Source organism: Pantoea sp. GABEPS69 (assembly GCF_045780835.1).
Classification (GTDB): Bacteria; Pseudomonadota; Gammaproteobacteria; order Enterobacterales; family Enterobacteriaceae; genus Pantoea; species Pantoea septica.
The window spans coordinates 3308601-3330897 of the sequence record NZ_CP118618.1 but is presented as its reverse complement, the minus strand read 5'-3'; the positions used below and the strand labels follow the sequence as shown (position 1 = coordinate 3330897).

The following is a 22297-nucleotide window of genomic DNA, read 5'->3' as shown; positions in this document are numbered from 1 at the left end:
CCTTGCCCCTTCAGGCGACCTGCACCGGCAGCGCTTTCGCCAGACGCTTCATCTCGTTGTCGCCTTCGAAATAGGCGACCTTCGGCTGCCACTGGCGCGCCTCCGCGTCTTCGACCTGCACGTAAGAGCAAATAATCAGGATATCCCCTTCGCAGGCGCAACGCGCCGCCGCACCGTTGACTGAAATAATCTTCGACCCGCGTTCGGCGGCGATAGCGTAGGTGGAAAAACGCTGGCCGTTGGTAACGTTATAAATATCAATGGCCTCATATTGCAGAATGCCCGACGCGTCGAGGAAGTCCTGATCGATGGCGCAGGAACCTTCGTAGTTCAAATCTGCCTGGGTCACCTTCACGCGGTGCAGCTTGCCTTGTAAAACGGTACGAATCATAAAAGACCTTATTGTTCTTTCTGACAATGACCTGCGCTTACTGCGTGAGGTCGACCTGTTGATTATCAATCAGACGCGCTTTGCCCAGCCATGCCGCCATCAGGATCACCGCGCGACGGCTCTCGACCGTCAGCGGCTCCAGCGTATCGGCGTCGCAGATGGCAAGCCCGTCCGGGCGTAATCCTTTCTCGCTAAGCTCCGCCTCAGCGGCTTCAATAATCTCTTCGATATGGCGCTCGCCGTTGGCGAGGCGCGCCGCCATACCGTTCATCACCTGCGCCAGAACCGGCGCGAGCTGACGCTCATCTTCGGTGAGGTAGCCGTTGCGCGAACTGAGCGCCAGGCCGTCTTTGGCGCGCACCGTCGGCACGCCGACAATCTCGATATCGAAGCCCATATCCGCCACCATCTTGCGGATGATCGCCAGCTGCTGAAAATCCTTCTCGCCAAAGCAGGCGATATCGGGCTGCACCAGATTAAACAGCTTACTGACGATAGTGGCGACGCCGCGAAAATGGCCGGGACGGCTGGCGCCTTCCAGCAGCGACGAGAGCACCGGCACCTCGACAAAGGTCTGGTTCGCCAGCCCGTGCGGATAAACCTCTGCCGGCGCGGGCGCGAATACCACATCGACGCTGCGGCGATTCAGCTTCTCGCAATCTTCCTGTAGCGTGCGCGGGTAGCGCGCCAGATCGTCGGCGCGATCGAACTGCATCGGGTTGACGAAAATCGACACCACGACAATATCGCCGCGCTCGCGCGCCTCGTCTACCAGCGTTAAATGGCCGTCATGCAGATTGCCCATGGTCGGCACCAGCGCGATGCGTTTTCCTGCCTGCCGCCAGCGACGAATTTCACGGCGCAGCATCGGCAGCGTTTCAATGATCAGCACGGTAAGGCTCCCTAATTACTGGAAACTGTGTTCAGCCGCAGGATAGGTTCCCGCTTCGACTTCGGCGATATAGTGACGGATAGCGGCGCGTATGTCGCCCGCCTCGGCGAGAAAGTTCTTGGCAAATTTCGGGATATGGCCGCCGGTAATGCCGAAGGCGTCATGCATCACCAGAATCTGGCCGTCGGTGACGTTGCCCGCGCCGATGCCGATAACCGGGATCGTCAGCGCCTGAGTGATGCGCTGCGCCAGCGAAACCGGCACGCACTCCAGCACCATCAGCTGCGCGCCCGCGGCTTCCAGCGCCAGCGCGTCAGCCAGCAGCCGCTCGGCGGCCGCCTCGTCGCGGCCCTGCACCTTATAGCCGCCGAAGATATTCACCGACTGCGGCGTCAGGCCGAGATGGCCGCACACCGGCACCGCGCGCTCGGTCAGCATGCGCACCGTCTCCGCCAGCCATGCGCCGCCTTCCAGCTTCACCATATTGGCGCCGGCGCGCATCAGCTGCGCGGCGTTGTCGAAGGTTTGCTGCGGCGTGGCGTAACTCATAAAGGGCAGGTCGGCCATGACCAGCGCCTGCGGCGCGCCGCGGCGGACGGCGGCGGTGTGATAGGCGATATCAGCGACGGTAACCGGCAGCGTCGACTCATGACCCTGAACGGTCATGCCGAGCGAATCGCCGATCAGCATCACCTGGATGCCTTCGTCGGCGAACAGGCGGGCAAAGCTGAAATCGTAGGCGGTCAGTGTGGCGAACTTACGTCCGCTCGCTTTCCACTGACGCAGATGAGAAATAGTGGTGGGTTTCATTGCGCTCTCAACTCAGGTATTGCAGATGGGCGCAGTGTACTGGATAGCGCAGGAGAGCGAAATCTCTTACGTATCAATCTGTGCGGCGTCAGCCGTGCCAGGGGCGAATGGCGCTGGCGTCGAGGCGCGCCATCAGGTCGCGCAGCGGACGGCCGTCCGGCAGCGTCGCGTCAGGCGCGATCTCCAGCAGCGGCACCAGCATAAAGGCGCGGTTGTGCATATCGTAATGCGGCACGATCAGACGCGGGGTGTTAAGGCTCTGCTGGCCGAAGAGCAGGATATCGATATCGAGCGTGCGCGGTCCCCAGCGTTCCGCTTTGCGAACGCGGCCGTGCTCAAGCTCGATGCGCTGGGTGTGATCCAGCAGCGCTTCCGGCGCGAGATCGGTATCCAGCGCCACCGCCGCGTTCAGGTAATCGGGCTGGTCCGGCGGACCGTAAGGCGGCGTGCGGTAGAAAGAGGAGGTCGCGACGCGCGCCGTCTCCGGCAGCGCGTCGAGCGCACGCAGCGCCGCGTCGACCTGTTGCAGCGGATCGGCAAGGTTGCTGCCGAGCGCCAGGTAAACGCGTGTCACGACGCGTTTTGGCTGTCGCGGCGCGGCGCGGCGGGGCGGCGGCGCGGACGACGCGTTTTGCGGCGCGGCGCCGGGTCGTCGCCCAGCGTATTAAGCATGGTTTTCTGCTGCGTCGGCGCGGCGGCCTGGAATTCGCCCCACCAGTGGCTAAGGCGGATCAGTTCCGGATTGTTCTCGACCTCGGCGCGCAGCGCCAGCAGATCGTAGGCGGCGCGGAACTTCGGATGTTCCATCAGCTTCCAGGCGCGCTTGCCGTGGCGGCGCGACATGCGCAGCTGCAGCTGCCAGATATCGCGGATCAGCGTGGTAATGCGTTTCGGGATCGCCAGCGCGCGGCAGGCTTCATCCAGCGTATCGTTCATCGCCATCGCGAAGGCGTCGAAATAGGTCAGGCCGCTCTCCTGCGCGATGCGCTGCGCCGCTTCGAGCTGCGGATACCAGAACATCGCCGCAAACAGGAAGGCTGGATTGACGCGCATATCGTTGTGGATGCGGTTATCGGTGTTTTTCAGCACCTGCGCCACCATCCGCTCCATATAGCTATCGCCATCTTCGGTGAAGTTGCGCGTAATGGTAGGGAACAGCGGCTGGAACAGCTGAAACTCGCGCAGCTTGATATAGGTGCTGTAGCCGTAGCCCGCCTGCAGCAGCTTCAGCGCCTCTTCAAACAGGCGCGCCGGCGGGATATCGCGCAGCAGCGTGGCGAGACGCGGGATCGGTTCGGCGGTTTCCGCCGCGATGGTCATATCGAGCTTGGCGGCGAAGCGCACTACGCGCAGCATACGCACCGGATCTTCGCGGTAGCGCGTCTCGGGATCGCCAATCAGGCGAATGATGCCCTGCTGCAGATCCTGCAGGCCGCCGACGTAGTCGCGTACGGTAAAGTCGGCGACGTTGTAATAGAGGCTGTTGATCGTCAGATCGCGGCGCTGCGCATCGTCTTCGATGCTGCCGAAGATATTGTCGCGCAGCAGCATGCCGCTCTGGGCGCGCTGCGACTGATTGCGATCCTCTTCGACGTCCTCTTCAGCCTGATGATGGCCGCGGAAGGTCGCGACTTCGATCACCTCAGGGCCGAACATGACGTGCGCCAGACGGAAGCGACGCCCGACCAGACGGCAGTTGCGGAACAGCTTACGCATCTGCTCTGGCGTGGCGTTGGTGGTGATATCGAAGTCCTTGGGCTTTTTACCCAGCAGCAGGTCGCGAACGCCACCGCCCACCAGATAGGATTCATAGCCTGCTTTGTTCAGGCGATAGAGTACCTTGAGGGCATTTTCGCTAATGTCTTTGCGCGAGATGTTATGGCTCTCACGAGGGATAATGGTCATCTGATGACGCTCAGTTTCAACCTCGACAGGCGCCTCCTCATCACGCATGAGGACTTTCCGGCAAAAATTAGCAACTCGGGTAAAAATGGGACACCTCGACAGCGACGTAAAGTGGTGTAAATAAAATCAGCGGCTAATCATAGCCTGTTGCGAATCATTTAGGAATGGTGTTGTCGGCTCAGCCGGTTTCAGGGCGTTCTCCCGGGGTATCAAAGCGATATTCCACTGCGAGACCGCGCTTTCCAGCAGTTTCTCCTGCGTTTCGTCTTCCCATCCTGTTGCGACAGGCTGCCCCAAAAAACGTAGCGCCTGCACCAGCAGCGGTCGCGGGTCGCCGGCGGGCAGCGAAGGGGCATGATTCTGCTTCGACAGTTTATTGCCGTCGGGATTGATCGCCAGCGGCAAATGCAAATATGCAGGCAGCGGCCAGCCGAACTGCTGATACAGGGCGGTCTGCCGCACCGTCGGCTCAATCAAATCCGCGCCGCGCACGATCTCCGTCACGCCCTGAAAATGGTCGTCGACCACCACCGCAAGGTTGTAGGCGAACAGGCCGTCGCGGCGATGGATAATAAAATCTTCCTGCGCCAGGCGCGCATCCACCGCTAAATGGCCGCGCAGCCGATCGTCGAAGCTAAAAACCGGCGCGTGCTGGCGTAGCCGCAGCGCGGCGTTCTCCGGCCCCAGATGGCGATCGCGACAGTGGCCGTCATAGAATCCGCCGATCTGCTGGATGCGGCGACGCGTGCAGGTGCAGTAATAGCTCTGGCGATGCGCCTGCAGCCAGGCCAGCGCCTCGCGATAGGCGTCATGACGCTGCGACTGCCATAAAACGTCGCCGTCCCAGTGCAGGCCGTAGTGCTCCAGCTGATGCAGAATGCGCGTGGCGGCGCCGGGGACTTCGCGCGGCGGATCGATATCTTCGATGCGCACCAGCCAGCGGCCGTTTTGCGCGCGCGCGCTCAGATAGCTGCCAAGGGCGGCAATCAGCGAGCCGAAATGGAGATCGCCGGAAGGCGAGGGGGCGAAACGCCCGATGCAGGGATGCGTAGACACAGGCTTTAAAAGTCACCGCACAGCGGCACAACAACGTGCTTTCCGCAGTGCGGTGAGTCAGGCGTGGCGTTAGCCAGCCATCTGTTTTTCGCGGATTTCTGCCAGCGTCTTGCAGTCGATGCAAAGATCGGCGGTCGGACGCGCTTCCAGACGGCGGATGCCGATTTCCACGCCGCAGGACTCGCAGTAGCCGAAGTCGTCATCTTCGACTTTCTTCAGCGTCTTCTCGATCTTCTTGATCAGCTTACGCTCGCGGTCGCGGTTACGCAGTTCAAGGCTGAATTCCTCTTCCTGCGCGGCACGGTCAACCGGATCCGGGAAGTTCGCCGCTTCGTCCTGCATATGCGAGACGGTGCGGTCAACTTCATCACGCAGCTGATTGCGCCAGGCTTCCAGAATCTTGCGAAAATGTTGCAGCTGGGCTTCGTTCATATACTCTTCGCCCGGCTTCTCCTGGTATGGCTCCACCCCAGCGATGGCGAGAATACTCAGGGACGATGTTTTACGGTTTTGCCCTTCTTGCATGTTGTTTCTCCTGGATAACACGCACTATACCTTTTGTGGTTCAGCGCCAGCGATTAGGCGTCAGGCGGATGAGTGTAGCCAGTGGGCTACATTTTGCCTGGCGGATTTCGCCGCGTTGCCGCAAATGGGTACATCGATCCCCCTACGGGGAAAAACAGGCCGCTATAAATAACAGAAGCAGTCAAGGTTGGCAATTATTGATGATCGCACCTTGACAAGCCTGTGAGGAACAGCGTATTTGGCGCCTCGCGTTAACCATTCATACCACAACAATTTGCAAAAGATATTACAAGGTTACGGCAACCGGCTTTTTCAGAAACAGGCCTGCCGGTGATAAATCCGCGCGATACGCCAAAATCTCTACGCCGTCCTGCTGCGCCTGGACCAGTTGGTCTGCGTAACGTGCATCGATGTGACGCGCGGGGGAGACGTCCTCAATCCCCGAGTGCAGAACCGCAAACAACAAAACAGCCCGATGGCCGGCAGCCGCGACGGCGCTTAGCTCGCGCAGGTGCTTCTGGCCTCGGACCGTCACCGCATCCGGAAAATAGCCTTTTCCTTGATGTAAAAGGGTCACGGACTTGACTTCAATATAGCAGTTGCGTCTGCCGCCTGCCTGAAGCAGGAAATCGATTCGGCTCTTTTCCTCGCCATACCTGACTTCAGCCTGGCAGCGCTCATAGCCCGCTAATTCCGGAATTGCAGCGGCGAGCAGCGCCTCTTTAACCAGCTGATTCGCGCGCAGCGTATTGATGCAGATCCAGTGGGCCTGCTGCGTTTCGGTCAGCTCCCAGCTGTGCGGATATTTGCGCGTCAGGCTGTCGGAGGTGGAGTACCACACCGTATCGCCCGGCGTGGCGCAGCCGGTCATCGCGCCGGTGTTGGCGCAGTGGATCGTCAGGGTTTCTCCTTCCGGCGTCACCACGTCGGCGAGAAAACGTTTATAGCGGGCAATCAGTCGGGCGGACTTTAACGGCGGTGAAAACAGCATAGCGCTCCAGAGGTCAGCGGCCAGCTCGCCAGCGCCTGATAGCGCGTGCGGCCCCGCGCGTAGTGCGAGGAAAACAGCGAGAAATGGTCGACGCGAAAGCGCCAGTGAAAGTCGCGCGGCGGCAGCGCGATGCGCGATGCGGCGTCGCGCAGCAGCGTGACGTGCGGATGAAACGGCTGTGCGCTCTGGGCGCAGCCGTGGCGCGCCGCCTGGGCGCGCAGCAGATCGGCGAGCTGCAGCAGGCCGCGCGGCGGCCGCCGACAGCCGATCCACACCACGCCTGGACGCGGCCAGTGGCCGGCGTCGTCGAGATCGATATCGAAGGCGGGCTGCTGAATGCGCGCCGCCAGCTGTTGCAGCTTCTGCGCGGTCTCGCTTTTCACCTCGCCGAGAAAGGCGAGCGTCAGGTGCAGATTGGCCGCGACGATGGGGCGGCCGGCGTCGTCGGCGAAGCTATCGGCGCGCCAGCGCACCAGCTGCTGCTGCAGCGCGTCAGGCAGCCCTATGCCAAAAAACAGGCGTTGCGTCTCCATGGCGGTCTCCGGCAATCCTCGCGGATGAGTGCTACAATGCGCGCCATCTTAACACAGGCTGAACGGGAGTTTGCCGTGAGTGATTTACCGGTCAGCGCCGTGCTGCCCGACCTGCTTCAGGCGCTCGACGCCGCGCCGCAAATTCTGCTGGCGGCCCCGACCGGCGCGGGCAAATCGACCTGGCTGCCGCTGCAGCTGCTGCGGCAGGCGAACCTGCCGGGCCGCATTATTATGCTGGAGCCGCGTCGGCTGGCGGCGCGCAACGTGGCGCAGCGCCTGGCGGAGCAGCTCGGCGAGCAGCCCGGCGCCACCGTCGGCTTCCGCATGCGCGGCGAGAACTGCGTCGGGCCGTCCACCCGGCTGGAGGTGGTGACGGAAGGCATCCTGACGCGCATGCTGCAGCGCGATCCTGAGCTAAGCGGCGTGTCGCTGGTGATCCTCGACGAATTCCACGAGCGCAGCCTGCAGGCGGATCTGGCGCTAGCGCTGCTGCTCGATGTGCAGCAAGGGCTGCGGGACGATCTGAAAATCCTCTTGATGTCGGCGACACTCGACAACGCGCGCCTCTCGGCGCTGCTGCCCGACGCGCCGCTGATCGTCTCCGAAGGACGCAGCTATCCGGTGACGCGTCGCTTCGCCTCGCTCAGCGCCACGCTGCGCTTTGAAGAGGCGGTGGCGCGCGAAACGGCGCAGCTGCTGCGCGAAGAGAGCGGCTCGCTGCTGCTGTTTCTGCCCGGCGTGGCGGAGATTGAGCGGGTGAAGCGCGAGCTGGAGTCGCGCGTAGCGGACAACGTCGATTTGACGCCGCTCTATGGCGCGCTACCGCTGGCGGCGCAGCGCCGCGCAATCCTGCCCGCGCCGGAAGGGCGCCGCAAAGTGGTGCTCGCCACCAATATCGCTGAAACCAGCCTGACCATCGAAGGCATCCGGCTGGTGGTGGACAGCGCGCTGGAGCGCGTCGCGCAGTTCGACGCGCGCAGCGGCGTGACGCGGCTGCTGACCCAGCGCGTCAGCCAGGCGTCGATGACGCAGCGCGCCGGTCGCGCCGGTCGTCTGATGCCCGGCATCTGCCTGCATCTGATCCCTGAAGAGCAGGCGTCGCGCGCCGCCGCGCAGAGCGAAGCGGAAATCATGCACAGCGATCTCGCTGCGCTGTGGATCGAGCTGCTGCAGTGGGGCTGCCAGCAGCCGGATCAGCTGACCTGGCTCGATGCGCCGCCGGAAAAACACCTGCGCGCGGCGCGCGAGCTGCTTAGCCGGCTTGGCGCGCTGGACGACAGCGGCAAGCTGAGCGCGACGGGACGCCGCATGGCGCAGCTCGGCGGCGATCCGCGCCTCAGCGCCGTGCTTTGCGCCGCCGGCCAGGAGCCCGACGCGGCCGCCAGCGCCGCGCTGCTGGTGGCGATTCTGGAAGATCCGCCGCGCAGCGGCTCGCCCGATCTGCGCGACGCGCTGCATCGCCCGCAGCCGCAGTGGCTGCGGCGCGCGAAGCAGTGGCAGACGCGGCTCGGCGTCAGCGGCGGCCGCGTCGATGAAGATCGCTTTCCCGCGCTGCTGGCGGCGGGCTTCGGCGACCGACTGGCGCAGCGCCGCGACAGTGGCGGCCGCTACCAGCTCGCCAACGGCCTGGGCGCGATGCTGGATGCGCAAGAGGGGCTGAACCGCTACGAATGGCTGATCGCGCCCGCCCTGCTGCAGGGCAGCGCGGCGCCGGATGCGCGCATGCTGCTGGCGCTGCCGATCGATATCGACGCGCTGCGTCAGGCGCGGCCGGAGCTGGTAGAGGTGCGCGCCGAAGTCGAGTGGGACGAAGAGAAGGGCACGCTGCGCGCGCTGCGCCGCGAGCAGATCGGCGCGCTGGTGCTGAAGGCGCAGCCGATGGCGCGTCCGGAACCCGAGGTGCTGCACGCCGCAATATTACGCTGGGTGGCGCAAAAAGGTTTGGGCGTGCTGGGCTGGAGCGAGGCGGCGCAGCAGCTGCGCGTGCGGCTGCAGTGCGCCGCGCACTGGCTGCCTGAAGAGAAATGGCCCGCCGTGGACGACGAGTCGCTGCTGGCAACGCTCGACCGCTGGCTGCTGCCGGAGATGGGCGCGGTGCGCGATCTGAAATCGCTGCAGGCGGTCAACCTTGTCAGCGCGCTATTACATTTGCTCACATGGTCGCAACGCCAGCGGCTGGATAGTGCGCTGCCAACTCATTACACTGTGCCGACCGGCAGCCGGCTGCCCATTCGCTACCATGCCGATAAGCCGCCCGCGCTGGCGGTGCGCATTCAGGAGATGTTCGGCGAGGCGAGCAATCCCGCCGTGGCGGAAGGGCGCGTGCCGCTGGTGCTGGAACTGCTGTCGCCCGCGCAGCGGCCGTTGCAGATTACCCGCGATCTGGCCGCCTTCTGGCGCGGCGCTTATCCGGAGGTGCAGAAAGAGATGAAAGGGCGCTATCCCCGCCATCCCTGGCCCGACGATCCGGCCAGCGCGCTGCCCACAAAGCGCACCAAAAAATATTCCCCGCAAGGTTGAGCCGACTGGATCGATTTCAGAGGGTTCCGCCATGCGGAAAAGGTAAAAGCCGCTAGAGTATCGGCGCAGCCAACGTAATGCCTGGAGAATGAAACCAATGTCTGGGAACGATCGCGAACCCATTGGGCGCAAAGGAAAACAACCCAAGCCGCCGCGTAACGCTACGCGTCGGGGTCGCCGCAGGGATGAAGACGATTTTGAAAATGATGATTTTGCCGATGAAGTTGAGGAGAAAGCGCCTGTGCCGCGTAAAAGTAAAGGAAAGCGTCCGCCGCGCGGGAAGCGTCGCTGGCTAGGCTGGCTGATCAAGCTGTTCCTCGTGTTTGTGGTGATTATGGCCGCCTGGGGCGTCTACCTCGACTCGGAGATCCGCGCCCGCATCGACGGCAAAGTGTGGCAGCTGCCCGCGACCGTCTACGGCCGCATGGTCAGCCTGGAACCAGGCATGGCCTACAACAAGAAAGAGATGATCGCGCTGCTGGAAGGCACGCAGTATCGCGAGGTGTCGCGCATCACGCGTCCCGGCGAGTTCTCGGTTAAAGGCAACACCATCGATCTGCTGCGCCGTCCGTTCGACTTCCCGGACAGCAAAGAGGGTCAGGTGCACGCCCAGATGGTGTTCGACGGCGATGAGCTGGGCGAGATTAAAAACCTCGATTCCGGCCGCGACTTCGGCTTCTTCCGTCTCGATCCGCGCCTGATCACCATGCTGCAGTCGCCGAACGGCGAGCAGCGCCTGTTCGTGCCGCGCGCCGGCTTCCCGGATCTGCTGGTCGATACGCTGATCGCGACCGAAGACCGTCATTTCTACGAGCATGACGGCATCAGCCCTTACTCTATCGGCCGCGCCTTCCTCGCCAATATCACGGCCGGGAAAGCGGTGCAGGGCGGCAGTACCCTGACGCAGCAGCTGGTGAAAAACCTGTTCCTGACCAACGAGCGTTCACTGTGGCGTAAAGCGCGCGAAGCCTATATGGCGGTGATTATGGACGCGCGCTACAGCAAGGACCGCATTCTGGAGCTCTACCTGAACGAGGTCTATCTTGGCCAGGCAGGCAACGACCAGATCCGCGGCTTCCCGCTGGCGAGCCTCTACTACTTCGGCCGTCCGGTCGACGAGCTGAGCCTCGATCAGCAGGCGATGCTGGTGGGCATGGTGAAAGGCGCCTCGCTCTATAACCCGTGGCGTAATCCGAAGCTGGCGCTGGAGCGACGCAATCTGGTGCTGCGCCTGCTGCAGCAGCAGAAGGTGATCGACCAGGAGCTCTACGACATGCTCTCGGCGCGCCCGCTCGGCGTGCAGCCGAAGGGCGGCGTCATCACGCCGCAGCCCGCCTTTATGCAGATGGTGCGTAACGAGCTGCAGGCGAAGCTGGGCGACAAGGTCAAAGATCTCTCCGGCGTGAAGATCTTCACCACGCTCGATCCGGTCTCGCAGGACGCGGCGGAAAAAGCGGTGCTCGACGGCATTCCGGCGCTGAAAAAACAGCGCGGCCTGAAAGATCTGGAAACCGCGATGGTGGTGGTCGATCGCTTCAGCGGCGAAGTGCGCGCCATGGTCGGCGGCGCCGATCCGCAGTTCGCCGGCTATAACCGCGCGCTGCAGGCGCGTCGCTCTATCGGCTCGCTGGCGAAACCGGCGACCTATCTGACCGCGCTCAGCCAGCCGAACACCTATCGTCTCAACAGCTGGATCGCCGATGAACCGATCGCGCTGAAGCAGCCGAACGGCACCGTCTGGAAACCGATGAACGACGATCGTCGCTTTAGCGGCAAGGTGATGCTGGTGGACGCGCTGACCAACTCCATGAACGTGCCGACGGTCAATCTCGGCATGACGCTGGGGCTGGACGCGGTAGTGGATACCTGGACCAAACTGGGCGTGCCGAAAGATCAGCTCAACCCGGTGCCGTCGATGCTGCTCGGCGCGCTTAACCTGACGCCGATCGAAGTCGCGCAGGCGTTCCAGTCGATCGCCAGCGGCGGCAACCGCGCCTCGCTGTCGGCGGTACGCTCGGTGATTGCTGAAGACGGCACCGTGCTCTTTCAGAGCTTCCCGCAGGCGCAGCGCGTCGAGCCGGCGCAGGCCGCCTATCTGACGCTCTACACCATGCAGCAGGTCGCCGATCACGGTACGGCGCGCGCGCTGGGCGCGCGTTATCCGAAGGCGCATCTGGCGGGCAAAACCGGCACCACCAACGACCTGATCGACAGCTGGTTCGCCGGGGTCGACGGTAAAGAGGTCGCCATTACCTGGGTGGGCCGCGACAATAACCAGCCGAGCAAGCTGTACGGCGCCAGCGGCGCGATGCAGATCTACCGCCGCTACCTGGATAACCAGGCGCCGATGCCGCTGGTGCTGACGCCGCCGGAAGATGTCTCGATGATGAACGTCGATTCCGCTGGCAACTTCGTCTGCGGCAACGGCAGCAGCACCTGGCGCTCGCTGCCGGTATGGTCGCTCGATCCCGACGCGCTCTGCCAGCAGCAGCAACAGCTGTTCCAGCAGCAACAGCAGCAGTTGCAGGAGCAGCAGAACCAGCAGCAAAATCAGCAGCAGATGCAGCAGCAACAACAGCAGCAGCAGCCGGAGAAGAAAGAAGGCGACGGCGTCGCGGGCTGGATCAAAGATATGTTCGGCGGCAACTAAACCGTCGGTTAAAAAGGGCGCTACGGCGCCCTTTTTTTGTGCCCGATCAATACTGCGCGAATGGCCGCCAGGCGGCGCTGCGCGCGGGATTATCCCTTGCAGAAAGCAAAGCGTTTCGCCTAGAATCCATTCGGCATAATAATCATTCTCGTTTCCATTCGCCTGCCGACTACTTTATTCAAGAGACACTACTATGAATGCGCGAACGACTTTTCCTTGTTATCTGCGCGGCGTTTTTTTCCGCCGCCCGCTGGCTTTGAGCATTGCCGTGATTTTGGGTTCAGCGAGCGCCTCCGCGCTGGCTGAGGAGACGCTAGTGGTTTCGGCGGACGCCCCCTCCGGCGCGGCGCAGGAGAGCGCGTGGGGCCCGGCGCCGACCATCGCCGCGAAACAGAGCGCCACCGGCACCAAAACTGACACCCCGATCGAGAAAAACCCGCAGTCGGTTTCGGTGGTCACGCGCGAAGAGATGGAAAAGCGGCAGATAACCACGGTAAAAGAGGCATTCAACTACACGCCGGGCGTACTGACCGGCAACCGCGGCAGCTCGCAGGTGATCGACGCGCTGTCGATTCGCGGCTTCAGCGAAACCAACACCAACCAGTATCTTGACGGCCTGAAGCTGCAGGGCGACAACTATTCCGAATTCGCCATCGATCCTTACTTCCTTGAGCGCGCCGAGCTGCTGCGCGGCCCGGTTTCGGTGCTCTACGGCAAGAGCAATCCCGGCGGCGTGGTGGCGCTGGTGAGCAAGCGCCCGACCCAGGAAACGCTGCGCGAAGTGCAGTTTCAGATGGGCAGCGACAACCTCTTCTCGACCGGATTCGATTTCGGCGGCGCGCTGGATGACGACGGCGTCTACAGCTACCGTCTGACCGGCCTCGCGCGCAGCGCCGACGCGCAGCAGGAGAGCAACAAAGAGAAGCGCTATACCATTGCGCCCGCGTTTAGCTGGCGCCCGGACGCGAATACCCGTTTCGACCTGCTGACCTATTTCCAGAATGAGCCGGAGACCGGCTATTACGGCTGGCTGCCGCGTCAGGGCACGGTGGTGCCGATTACGCGCGCGGACGGCAGCGAGTACAAACTGCCGACCAATTTCGACGAAGGCGAGCAGAGCAATAAAATTTCGCGCAACACCAAAATGGTGGGCTACAACGCTGAGCACAGCTTCAACGACACCTGGACGGTGCGCCAGAACCTGCGCTACGCCGATCTGCGCACCGACTACCGCAGCATTTACGGCAACGGCTTCGACGCCGCTACGCAGTCGATTACGCGTGCTTCCGCAGTGTCGCAGGAGAGGCTGAATCAGTTCGCCGTCGATACCCAGGCGCAGGCGAAATTCGCCACCGGCGCGCTGGATCATACCCTGCTGCTGGGCGTGGATTTCCAGCGCACGCGCAACGATATTGATGCGCAGTTTGGCACCGCCAGCAGCCTGAACGCCGTTAATCCGCAGTATGGCGATGAGAGCAGTATCCCGTTCGATCCCTATCAGCATCTTAATAAACAGCGTCAGACCGGCCTGTATGCGCAGGATCAGATGGAGTGGAATCGTTGGGTGCTGACGCTGGGCGGCCGCTACGATTACGCCATGACGTCGGTATACGATCGTTATAAAGGAACAACCGACCGCCAGAACGATCAGGCCTTTACCTGGCGCGGCGGTCTGAACTACGTATTCGATAACGGCATCGCGCCTTACTTCAGCTACAGCGAAGCCTTTATTCCCAACTCCGGTTCTACCTATGAAGGGCAGGCCTTCGATCCGTCGCGCGCGAAACAGTATGAGGCGGGCGTGAAGTATGTGCCGAAGGATCGCCCGATTACGTTAACCGCCGCGCTTTATCAGCTGACCAAGACCAAAAACCTGACGGCGGACCCGGTAAATTCATCCTTCAGCGTGCAGAGCGGCGAAATCCGTTCGCGCGGCGTTGAGCTGGAAGCCAAAGCGGCGCTAAACGCCAATATCGACCTGACGGCCGCCTACACCTATACCGACGCGGAATATACCGAAGACAATAAATTACGCGGCCGTACGCCGGTGCAGGTGCCTAAGCATATGGCGTCGCTCTGGGCCGATTATACCTTCCATGAGACCGCGCTTTCCGGCGTTACCGTCGGCGCAGGCGTGCGTTACGTCGGCGAAAGCAAAGGGCTTTACAGCACCGGCACGCAAAACAACCAGAACTTCGACGTCGCCGGATACACCACGGTGGATGCGATGCTGAAATATGACCTTGGCCGCTTCGGTCTGCCTGGCTCGTCGGTGGGCGTCAACGTGAAAAATCTGTTCGACCGCGACTATGTCGCCAGCTGTTACCGCGACTACGCCTGCTACTGGGGCGCAGAGCGTCAAATCGTCGGCACCGCCACTTTCCGTTTCTGATACAACCGGGCGCCGCGGCGCCCGTTTAACCTGGGATGATCATGCAGCCTCCGCACGACGCAGCCACTTTTACGCTGGATAATGTCAGCTTTCACGTGCCCGGCCGCACGCTGCTGCATCCGCTCTCGTTAACCTTTGCGCCGGGCAAAGTGACCGCGCTTATCGGCCATAACGGCTCCGGCAAATCCACCTTGCTGAAAATGCTGGGACGGCATCAGAGCCCCAGCGAGGGGCGCGTGCTGCTTAACGCGACGCCGGTCGAGGCGTGGAACGGCAAAGCCTTCGCGCGCGAAGTCGCCTATCTGCCGCAGCAGCTGCCCGCCGCCGAAGGTATGACGGTGCGCGAGCTGGTGGCGATAGGCCGCTATCCGTGGCACGGCGCGCTGGGCCGCTTCAGCCACGAAGATCGCGCGCGGGTCGAAGAGGCGATTGCGCAGGTGGGGCTGAAGCCGCTGGCGGCGCGCCTAGTGGACAGCCTCTCCGGCGGCGAGCGTCAGCGCGCCTGGCTGGCGATGCTGGTGGCGCAAAACAGCCGCTGTCTGCTGCTGGACGAACCGACCTCGGCGCTGGATATCGCGCATCAGGTTGAGGTGCTGGCGCTGATCCAGCGGCTCAGCCGCGAGCGCGGCCTGACGGTGATCGCCGTGCTGCACGATATCAATATGGCGGCGCGCTACTGCGACCATCTGGTGGCGCTGCGCGATGGCAAGATGATTGCCGAAGGCGCGCCGGACGTCATTATGCAGGCCGAGGTGCTGGGCGCGATTTACGGCATTCCTATGGGTATCCTGCCGCATCCGCAGGGCGGCGCGCCGGTCAGCTTTGTCTACTGAGGGCCTGAGCATGGAGATCACTCGTCGTCGCCTGCTGGCGGCGCTGGCGCTGACGCCGTGGCTGAGCGCGCTGCCGCTGCGGGCCGCCCTGCCTGAGCAGCAGCGTATTATTGCGCTGGAGTGGCTGCCGACCGAGCTGCTGCTGGCGCTCGGCGTCGCGCCGCTGGCGGTCGCCGATACGCGCAACTACAACATCTGGGTCGGCGAGCCGCCGCTGCCGCCACAGACTGTGGACATCGGGCTGCGCACCGAACCCAATCTGGAGCTGATGACCCAGCTGCAGCCCTCGCTGATCCTCTGCTCGAACGGCTACGGCCCGCCGCCGGAAAAACTCAAGCGCATCGCGCCGATCATGGGCTTCGACCTCAACCGCGGCGACGGCAAACCGCTCTCCGCTGCGCGCGATTCGCTGCGCGCGCTGGCGACGCGTATCGGCCGCGAAGCGGAAGCAGAGGCGCATCTGCAGCTGCTGGATCGCGAACTGGCCGCCGCGCGCCAGCGTCTGGCACCCTATGCCGCGCGTCCGGTGCTGCTGATGTCGCTGATGGACAGCCGGCATGCGCTGGCGTTCGGCAAAAACAGCCTGTTTCTGGAGGTGATGGAGCAGCTGGGGCTGACCAACGCGTGGCAGGGCGAAACCAACTTCTGGGGCAGCGCGGTGATCGGCATTGAACGGCTGGCGCATCTGCGCGACGTCGAGGCGATTTGCTTCGATCACGCTAACGACGCCGATATGGCGCAGCTCAGCCGCAGCCCGCTGTGGCAGGCGCTGCCGTTTGTTCGTGCCGGACGCTTTCAGCGTGTTCCGGCGGTGTGGTACTACGGCGCGACCCTGTCGGCGCTGCACTTTGTTCGCGTGCTGGAACGCGCGCTGGAGACGCGCTGATGCGCCATCGTTATTTCCCCGCCGCGCTGCTGAGCCTGCTCTTCCTGCTGGCGCTGCTGTTGAGCGTTATCAACCTGCGCGCGGCGCTGCCGTCGGCGCAGTGGGCGCAGGCGCTACTGTCGCCGGATCTCAATAACATCGATCAGATGCTGTTTCACTACAGCCTGCTGCCGCGGCTCGGGCTGGCGCTGCTGGTCGGCGCCGGACTGGGGCTGGCGGGCCTGCTGTTCCAGCAGGCGCTGCGCAATCCGCTGGCGGAGCCGACCACGCTGGGCGTCTCTTCCGGCGCACAGCTCGGCATTACCGTCGCCACGCTGTGGCAGCTGCCGGGCGGCGCGGCCACTACGCAGCTGGCGGCGCTGATCGGCGCGCTGGCGGTTGGGGCGGTAGTGTTCGGCGTCGCCTGGGGCAAACGGCTGTCGCCGGTCACGCTGATCCTCTCGGGGCTGGTGCTGAGCCTCTACAGCGGGGCGGTAAACCAGATCTTCGCCATTTTCAATCACGACCAGCTGCAGACAATGTTTCTGTGGAGCACCGGCACGCTCAACCAGATGGGCTGGGAGAACGTCAGCCTGCTGTGGCCGCGTCTGCTGGTCGCCTTCGCGCTGGCGCTGGCGCTGCTGCGTCCGCTCACGCTGATGGGGCTGGATGACGGCGTGGCGAAAAATCTCGGCCTGGCGCTGGCGCTGGCGCGCGTCGGCACGCTGGCGCTGGCGATCCTGCTCAGCGCGCAGCTGGTGAGCGTGGCGGGCATTATCGGCTTCATCGGCCTGTTCGCGCCGCTGCTGGCGAAGCTGCTGGGCGCGCGTCGGCTGCTGAGCCGCATGCTGCTGGCGCCGCTGATCGGCGCGCTGCTGCTGTGGCTGGCGGATGCCTGCGTGCTGTGGCTCACCGCGCACTGGCGCGAAGTTTCTACCGGCACCCTGACCGCGCTGACGGGCGTGCCGCTGCTGCTCTGGCTGCTGCCGCGCCTGCGCACCGGCTCGGCGCCGCCCCCGCTCGATATGGGCGATAAGGTGCCGGCGGAGCGGCATGCGGTGCGGCGCTGGTCGCTGGTCGGTCTGGCGCTGCTTGGGTTACTGGCGTGGATCGCGCTCGCCTTTGGCCGCGACGCACACGGCTGGGTATGGTCAGGCGGCGAACTGTTCCATCAGCTGCTGCCGTGGCGCGCCCCGCGTCTGCTGGCGGCGCTGGCGGTAGGGCTAATGCTCGGCGTCGCGGGCTGTTTGATTCAGCGTCTGACCGGCAATCCGATGGCCAGCCCGGAAGTGCTGGGCATCAGCTCCGGCGCAGCGTTCGGCGTGGTGGTGATGCTGTTTTTCGTGCCGGGCGACGCGCTGGCGTTTCTGCTGCCGGCGGGCGCGCTGGGCGCGGCGGGAACGCTGATGATTATTATGCTGGTGGCGAGCCGCGGCGGCTTTTCGCCGGAGCGTATGCTGCTGGCGGGCATGGCGCTGAACAGCGCGTTCGTCACGCTGCTGATGCTGCTGCTGGCGAGCGGCGATCCGCGTATGGGCGGCTTGCTGAGCTGGATTTCCGGCTCCACCTACAATATCAGCGCAAAGGCGGCGATGCAGAGCGCCATGCTGGCGCTGGTTTTGATCGCGCTGGCGCCGCTCGCCAGCCGCTGGCTAACGCTGCTGCCGCTGGGCTCCGCTACGGCGCGTTCGGCGGGCATGGCGCTCAACGCTTCGCGTCTGGCGCTGATGCTGCTGGCGGCCGCGCTGACCGCCGCGGCGACGCTGACCATCGGGCCGCTGAGTTTTGTCGGTTTGATGGCGCCGCATATCGCGCGCATGCTCGGCTTCCGCCGCGCGCTGCCGCAGATGGCGATGGCGGGGCTGTTCGGAGCAGGGCTGATGCTGCTGGCCGACTGGTGCGGACGCATGCTGGCGTTTCCGGATCAGCTGCCGGCGGGACTGATGGCGACCTTTATCGGCGCGCCTTATTTTATCTGGCTATTGAGACGCTCGCGGTAAAAAAAGACGGGCAATATGCCGGTCTGACGTTGTTGACTGCGTGCTCACGCGGATGACAGGGTCTGATCGCAAAGTCGCTCAAGGCATCCCTGCTCGCTCGGCCCGCGACATCCTTGTCGCGGGACGCTTTGCTCTTCAGCCCCTGTCATCCGCTTTTTGACAGGCTAGCCGTCTGAGCGAATAACGCGTTTACAATTTTGCAAAACAGCGACGCGCGGCGTCGACGGTGCGGTCAATGTCCTCGGCGCTGTGCGCCAGCGACATAAAGCCCGCTTCGAAGGCGGAAGGCGCAAGGTAAACGCCTTCTTCCAGCATCAGGTGGAAGAAGTGCTTAAAGCGCTCAACGTCGCACTTCGTCACGTCGGCGTAGCAGGTCACGCTGTCGGCGTCGGTGAAGAAAATGCCGAACATGCCGCCGACGTGATTCACCACCAGCGGAATATTTTCCGCCTCTGCCGCCGCCAGCAGACCCTGCGCCAGCTGCGTGGTGCGCTCGGTCAGCGTTTGATGGGTGCCTGGCTGGGCGATCTGCGTCAGGCAGGCGAAACCAGCCGCCATCGCAATCGGGTTGCCGGAAAGGGTGCCCGCCTGATAAACCGGCCCCGTAGGCGCCAGCGCATCCATTACCTCGCGGCGTCCGCCGAAGGCGCCCACCGGCATGCCGCCGCCGATGATTTTGCCGAGGCAGGTCAGATCCGGCTTCACGTTGTAATATTCCTGGGCACCGCCCAGCGCCACGCGGAAACCGGTCATCACCTCGTCGATAATCAGCAGCGCGCCGAATTCGTCGCACAGCGCGCGCAGGCCCGGCAGGAAGCCCGGCTGTGGCGGAATACAGTTCATATTGCCCGCGACCGGCTCGACGATAATACAGGCGATCTCTTCCGGATACTGCTCGAACGCGGCGCGCACCGAGTCGAGATCGTTATAGGTGCAGGTCAGGGTATGGCGGGCGAAATCGGCCGGCACGCCAGGGGAGTTCGGCTGGCCCAGCGTCAGCGCGCCGGAGCCCGCTTTCACCAGCAGACAGTCGGCATGGCCGTGATAGCAGCCTTCGAACTTCACAATCTTGTCGCGGCCGGTAAAGCCGCGCGCCAGGCGAATAGCGCTCATGGTCGCTTCGGTGCCGGAATTCACCATGCGCACCATATCCATGCTCGGTACCAGCTCGCACACCAGCTGCGCCATCTTTACTTCCATCTCGGTGGGCGCACCGAAGCTCAGGCCGCGCGTGGCGGCTTCGATCACCGCGTTGCGGATCGCGACGTTGTTGTGGCCCAGCACCATCGGTCCCCATGAACCGACATAGTCGATATAGGCTTTGCCGTCGGCATCATACAGCCAGGCGCCGTCGGCGCGCTCGATGAACAGCGGCGTGCCGCCTACGCCGTTAAACGCGCGCACCGGCGAGTTAACGCCGCCGGGGATCAGGCGTTGCGCTTCGGCAAACAGGTTTTCGGACTTACTCATTTATTCGGCTCCAGCGGTTCATAAAAAATCTCGCGCCATTCTACGGGAAGAGTGCGGCAGGACGAAAGGCCGGAAAGGGCGCGCTATACTTACCTTAGCTGAAGGCTGGCGGCACAGAGTGCGAAGGGCAAAACTTGATTGCGCTATCGCGCTGGCGGATAATACGGCAATTGAGGTCGTTTTATGGCCTGGACCTTTACCGGAGTATAAGATGAGTGATGATGTTGCAGCACTGCCGTTACAATTTACCGATGCGGCGGCCAGCAAGGTAAAGAACCTGATTGCCGACGAAGAGAATCCCGATCTGAAACTGCGCGTCTATATTACCGGCGGCGGTTGCAGCGGCTTTCAGTATGGTTTCACCTTTGACGACAAAATGAACGATGGCGACATGACTATTGAGAAACAGGGCGTGGCGCTGGTGGTGGATCCGATGAGCCTGCAGTACCTGGTCGGCGGCTCGGTTGACTACACCGAGGGTCTGGAAGGATCGCGATTTATCGTTACCAACCCAAACGCCAAAACCACTTGCGGCTGCGGCTCCTCTTTCAGTATCTGATGCAAAAAGGCCGTCTTGCGACGGCCTTTTTCTTACCATTCAACGGTTACCAGCTTCGCCGTTTCCTTACGCATACTATCCTTCTTTAGCACGCTTTCCGTTACGCGCGGCTGCGCGTTGATGCGGCGACCGCAATCGATCTGCGGCATTGCCCGTTGCGGCTGGCTGTTAACTTCACAGCGCGAATAGATAATCAGCTGAACGCCTATCGTTCCCGTGGTCGACGCTGCCGCAAAGGGCGCGACGAGTGCGAGCGCGAAGGCCAGCAGCAAGGCTCTGGTCATGTTTGATTCCTGGTGTGCAAAATGCGCGGTGCGCATAAAAGGACGCTGAGCTTACGTGGCGTCGGCGTCTCGTTTATTGATTAACGGCAAAAGTAGCGGGATCTTTAATCGCTTTCTGCTGATTTATTGTTCTGGGTGCAGGGCGGCGCAGAGCTGTTTTGCCGCCAGCAGCATACGCGGGCCGGGGCGACTGATCCAGTCATCCTCGATGGCGATGACCGGCACGGTGAGTTGAGGCTGCCAGAAGCGCGCCACGCTCTGCGCCTGTGCGGCGTCGCCAGCCACCACAATCGCCTGCGGATGACGCATCAAAACCTGCTCGCGACTGACCTGCGGCCAGCTGACGCGACTGTCGGCGAAAATATTCTTTCCGGCGCACAGCGTGATGATGTCGTTTTGCAGGGTATCGCGCGCGGCGGTAAACAAGGGTTGCTGACCGAACTGCAGAAAAAGCGGCACGGCGGGCAGGGCGGCATAGCGCGCGCGCAGGGCGTTTTCCTGCTGCTTCAGCTGTTGCGCGCTCTCCAGCGCCTGCTGCGGATGCGGGCTCCAGCGCTGCAGCGCCGCGACGGCGTCCGCCATCTCGTCCAGCGAGCCGGGATCGAACCACTCGACCTTAACGCCGAGCCGCTGCAGCTGATCGATCTGGCGCTGCGGATTGCCGCCGCGCCAGGCAAGCACCACATCCGGCTTCAGCGCCAGAATGCGCTCGACCTTGACGCCTTGCCAGTTGGCGACCTGTTCCAGCGCTTTCGCGGCGGGCGGATAGTCGGACCAGGCGCTGACCGCGACCGGCGTGATGCCGGCGGCGAACGCCATTTCGGTGAGATGGGGGGCGAGCGAGATAACGCGCGGAGCGGCGGCGAACAGGCTGCCGCAAAACAGCAGCAGCCCGATCGGCCAGAGCGATTTAGCCACGCGCCAGGCGCGCCAGCAGCTTCTCCACCATCAGCGACGACTGCTGCGCCGCGACGCTGAGAAACTCTTCAAAGCTCAGATGCGACGCTTTGTCGGCCACGTCGGAAATGGCGCGCACCACCACGAAAGGCACCTTGAACTGATGACAGACATGGCCGATGGCGGTGGCTTCCATCTCCACGGCAATCGCCTGCGGGAAGGTAGCGCGAATGCGCGCCAGCGGTTCGGCGCCGTTGATAAAGGCGTCGCCGCTGACCACCAGGCCGCGCACCGCGTTCAGGTTCAGCTCGCTGATGCAGGCTTCCGCGGCGGCAATCAGCTGCGCATCGGCGGTAAAGGCCGCCGGACAACCCGCCATCTGGCCTGGCTCGTAGCCGAAGGCGGTAACGTCGGCGTCGTGATAGCGCACCTCGTCCGAGACCACGATATCGCCGACCGAGAGCGTCGGCGCCAGGCCGCCGGCCGATCCGGTGTTGATCACCAGGTCCGGCTTGCACAATTCAAGCAGCAGAGTAGTACCCAGCGCCGCCGAGGTTTTACCGATACCCGATTTCAGCAAAGCGACCTCAACGCCGTTCAGCGTGCCGGTGTAAATTTCGCAGCCGGCCAGCGTCAGGGTCTGGCGGTTCTCGATTTTGTCACGCAGCAGGGTCACTTCCTGCTCCATCGCGCCAATAATGCCTGCTTTCATAAAAGAGTCTCG

General features: G+C 63.2%; 20 protein-coding genes. 7 read left to right on the top strand and 13 right to left on the bottom strand.

All coding sequences use genetic code 11. The annotated features are described in order from the left end of the window. Window positions 1-10: 10 nt before the first annotated feature. The 9 genes from panD to thpR all read right to left on the bottom strand — a co-directional run bounded on the left by panD (window position 11) and on the right by thpR (window position 7103). On the bottom strand, window positions 11-391 hold the full coding sequence (gene panD / locus PVE98_RS16310) for an aspartate 1-decarboxylase (RefSeq protein WP_033749547.1): 381 nt from the start codon (window positions 389-391) through the stop codon (window positions 11-13). A 37-nt stretch (window positions 392-428) separates the two neighbouring features. Beyond that, window positions 429-1283: a pantoate--beta-alanine ligase gene (panC, locus tag PVE98_RS16305; protein ID WP_033749549.1), complete on the bottom strand. Its 855-nt coding sequence runs from the start codon at window positions 1281-1283 to the stop codon at window positions 429-431. A 15-nt stretch (window positions 1284-1298) separates the two neighbouring features. Continuing rightward, entirely contained in the window at window positions 1299-2093 is a 795-nt protein-coding gene (gene panB / locus PVE98_RS16300) for a 3-methyl-2-oxobutanoate hydroxymethyltransferase (RefSeq protein ID WP_096072596.1), read from the bottom strand. An 88-nt stretch (window positions 2094-2181) separates the two neighbouring features. Further along, window positions 2182-2667 carry a 2-amino-4-hydroxy-6-hydroxymethyldihydropteridine diphosphokinase gene (folK, locus tag PVE98_RS16295; RefSeq protein WP_033749551.1) on the bottom strand — a complete coding sequence of 162 codons (486 nt, stop codon included), beginning with the start codon at window positions 2665-2667 and terminating at the stop codon, window positions 2182-2184. Continuing rightward, window positions 2664-4085 (bottom strand): polynucleotide adenylyltransferase PcnB, encoded by a 1422-nt coding sequence (pcnB, locus tag PVE98_RS16290; protein WP_222707493.1) that lies wholly within the window; start codon window positions 4083-4085, stop codon window positions 2664-2666. The genes folK and pcnB overlap by 4 nt, the downstream gene beginning before the upstream one ends. A 39-nt stretch (window positions 4086-4124) precedes the next feature. After that, a complete protein-coding gene (gene gluQRS / locus PVE98_RS16285; RefSeq protein WP_096072598.1) occupies window positions 4125-5054 on the bottom strand; it encodes a tRNA glutamyl-Q(34) synthetase GluQRS in 930 nt (309 codons plus the stop codon). Between the two features lie 69 nt (window positions 5055-5123). Further along, a complete protein-coding gene (gene dksA / locus PVE98_RS16280) occupies window positions 5124-5579 on the bottom strand; it encodes an RNA polymerase-binding protein DksA (RefSeq protein WP_033749555.1) in 456 nt (151 codons plus the stop codon). Window positions 5580-5865: 286 nt separating this feature from the next. Then, the gene (sfsA, locus tag PVE98_RS16275; RefSeq protein ID WP_096072599.1) at window positions 5866-6570 is read right to left on the bottom strand and encodes a DNA/RNA nuclease SfsA; all 705 of its coding nucleotides are present in this window, start codon (window positions 6568-6570) and stop codon (window positions 5866-5868) included. Beyond that, window positions 6549-7103, bottom strand: a complete 555-nt coding sequence (gene thpR / locus PVE98_RS16270; RefSeq protein WP_407568523.1) for an RNA 2',3'-cyclic phosphodiesterase — start codon at window positions 7101-7103, stop codon at window positions 6549-6551. Before thpR ends, sfsA begins: the two co-directional genes overlap by 22 nt. Before the next feature lie 36 nt (window positions 7104-7139). Here thpR and hrpB point away from each other — a divergent pair, with 36 nt between their 5' ends. From hrpB to fhuB, 6 genes are all read left to right on the top strand, one after another. Further along, entirely contained in the window at window positions 7140-9623 is a 2484-nt protein-coding gene (hrpB, locus tag PVE98_RS16265; protein ID WP_096072600.1) for an ATP-dependent helicase HrpB, read from the top strand. A 97-nt stretch (window positions 9624-9720) separates the two neighbouring features. Then, on the top strand, window positions 9721-12273 hold the full coding sequence (mrcB, locus tag PVE98_RS16260; protein ID WP_096072601.1) for a bifunctional glycosyl transferase/transpeptidase: 2553 nt from the start codon (window positions 9721-9723) through the stop codon (window positions 12271-12273). Between the two features lie 193 nt (window positions 12274-12466). After that, on the top strand, window positions 12467-14665 hold the full coding sequence (fhuA, locus tag PVE98_RS16255) for a ferrichrome porin FhuA (protein ID WP_096072602.1): 2199 nt from the start codon (window positions 12467-12469) through the stop codon (window positions 14663-14665). Window positions 14666-14700: 35 nt separating this feature from the next. Further along, window positions 14701-15498 (top strand): Fe3+-hydroxamate ABC transporter ATP-binding protein FhuC, encoded by a 798-nt coding sequence (gene fhuC, locus PVE98_RS16250; RefSeq protein ID WP_369826148.1) that lies wholly within the window; start codon window positions 14701-14703, stop codon window positions 15496-15498. A gap of 10 nt (window positions 15499-15508) precedes the next feature. Further along, entirely contained in the window at window positions 15509-16384 is an 876-nt protein-coding gene (gene fhuD / locus PVE98_RS16245) for a Fe(3+)-hydroxamate ABC transporter substrate-binding protein FhuD (RefSeq protein ID WP_096072603.1), read from the top strand. Next, on the top strand, window positions 16384-18363 hold the full coding sequence (gene fhuB / locus PVE98_RS16240; protein ID WP_096072604.1) for a Fe(3+)-hydroxamate ABC transporter permease FhuB: 1980 nt from the start codon (window positions 16384-16386) through the stop codon (window positions 18361-18363). The genes fhuD and fhuB overlap by 1 nt, the downstream gene beginning before the upstream one ends. Before the next feature lie 189 nt (window positions 18364-18552). On the opposite strand, the gene hemL is transcribed toward fhuB, so the two are convergent. Continuing rightward, complete coding sequence (gene hemL / locus PVE98_RS16235) at window positions 18553-19833, bottom strand: glutamate-1-semialdehyde 2,1-aminomutase (protein WP_096072605.1); 1281 nt, start codon at window positions 19831-19833, stop codon at window positions 18553-18555. A gap of 211 nt (window positions 19834-20044) precedes the next feature. Here hemL and erpA point away from each other — a divergent pair, with 211 nt between their 5' ends. Continuing rightward, entirely contained in the window at window positions 20045-20392 is a 348-nt protein-coding gene (gene erpA, locus PVE98_RS16230) for an iron-sulfur cluster insertion protein ErpA (protein WP_033749565.1), read from the top strand. A gap of 32 nt (window positions 20393-20424) precedes the next feature. Here the strand turns inward: erpA and PVE98_RS16225 are convergent, their stop codons facing one another. The 3 genes from PVE98_RS16225 to mtnN all read right to left on the bottom strand — a co-directional run bounded on the left by PVE98_RS16225 (window position 20425) and on the right by mtnN (window position 22285). Further along, entirely contained in the window at window positions 20425-20676 is a 252-nt protein-coding gene (locus tag PVE98_RS16225) for a hypothetical protein (protein ID WP_096072606.1), read from the bottom strand. 123 nt (window positions 20677-20799) lie between these two features. Next, complete coding sequence (gene btuF, locus PVE98_RS16220) at window positions 20800-21594, bottom strand: vitamin B12 ABC transporter substrate-binding protein BtuF (RefSeq protein ID WP_096072607.1); 795 nt, start codon at window positions 21592-21594, stop codon at window positions 20800-20802. Then, window positions 21587-22285 (bottom strand): 5'-methylthioadenosine/S-adenosylhomocysteine nucleosidase, encoded by a 699-nt coding sequence (mtnN, locus tag PVE98_RS16215; RefSeq protein WP_033749569.1) that lies wholly within the window; start codon window positions 22283-22285, stop codon window positions 21587-21589. The genes btuF and mtnN overlap by 8 nt, the downstream gene beginning before the upstream one ends. Between the last annotated feature and the right edge of the window lie 12 nt (window positions 22286-22297).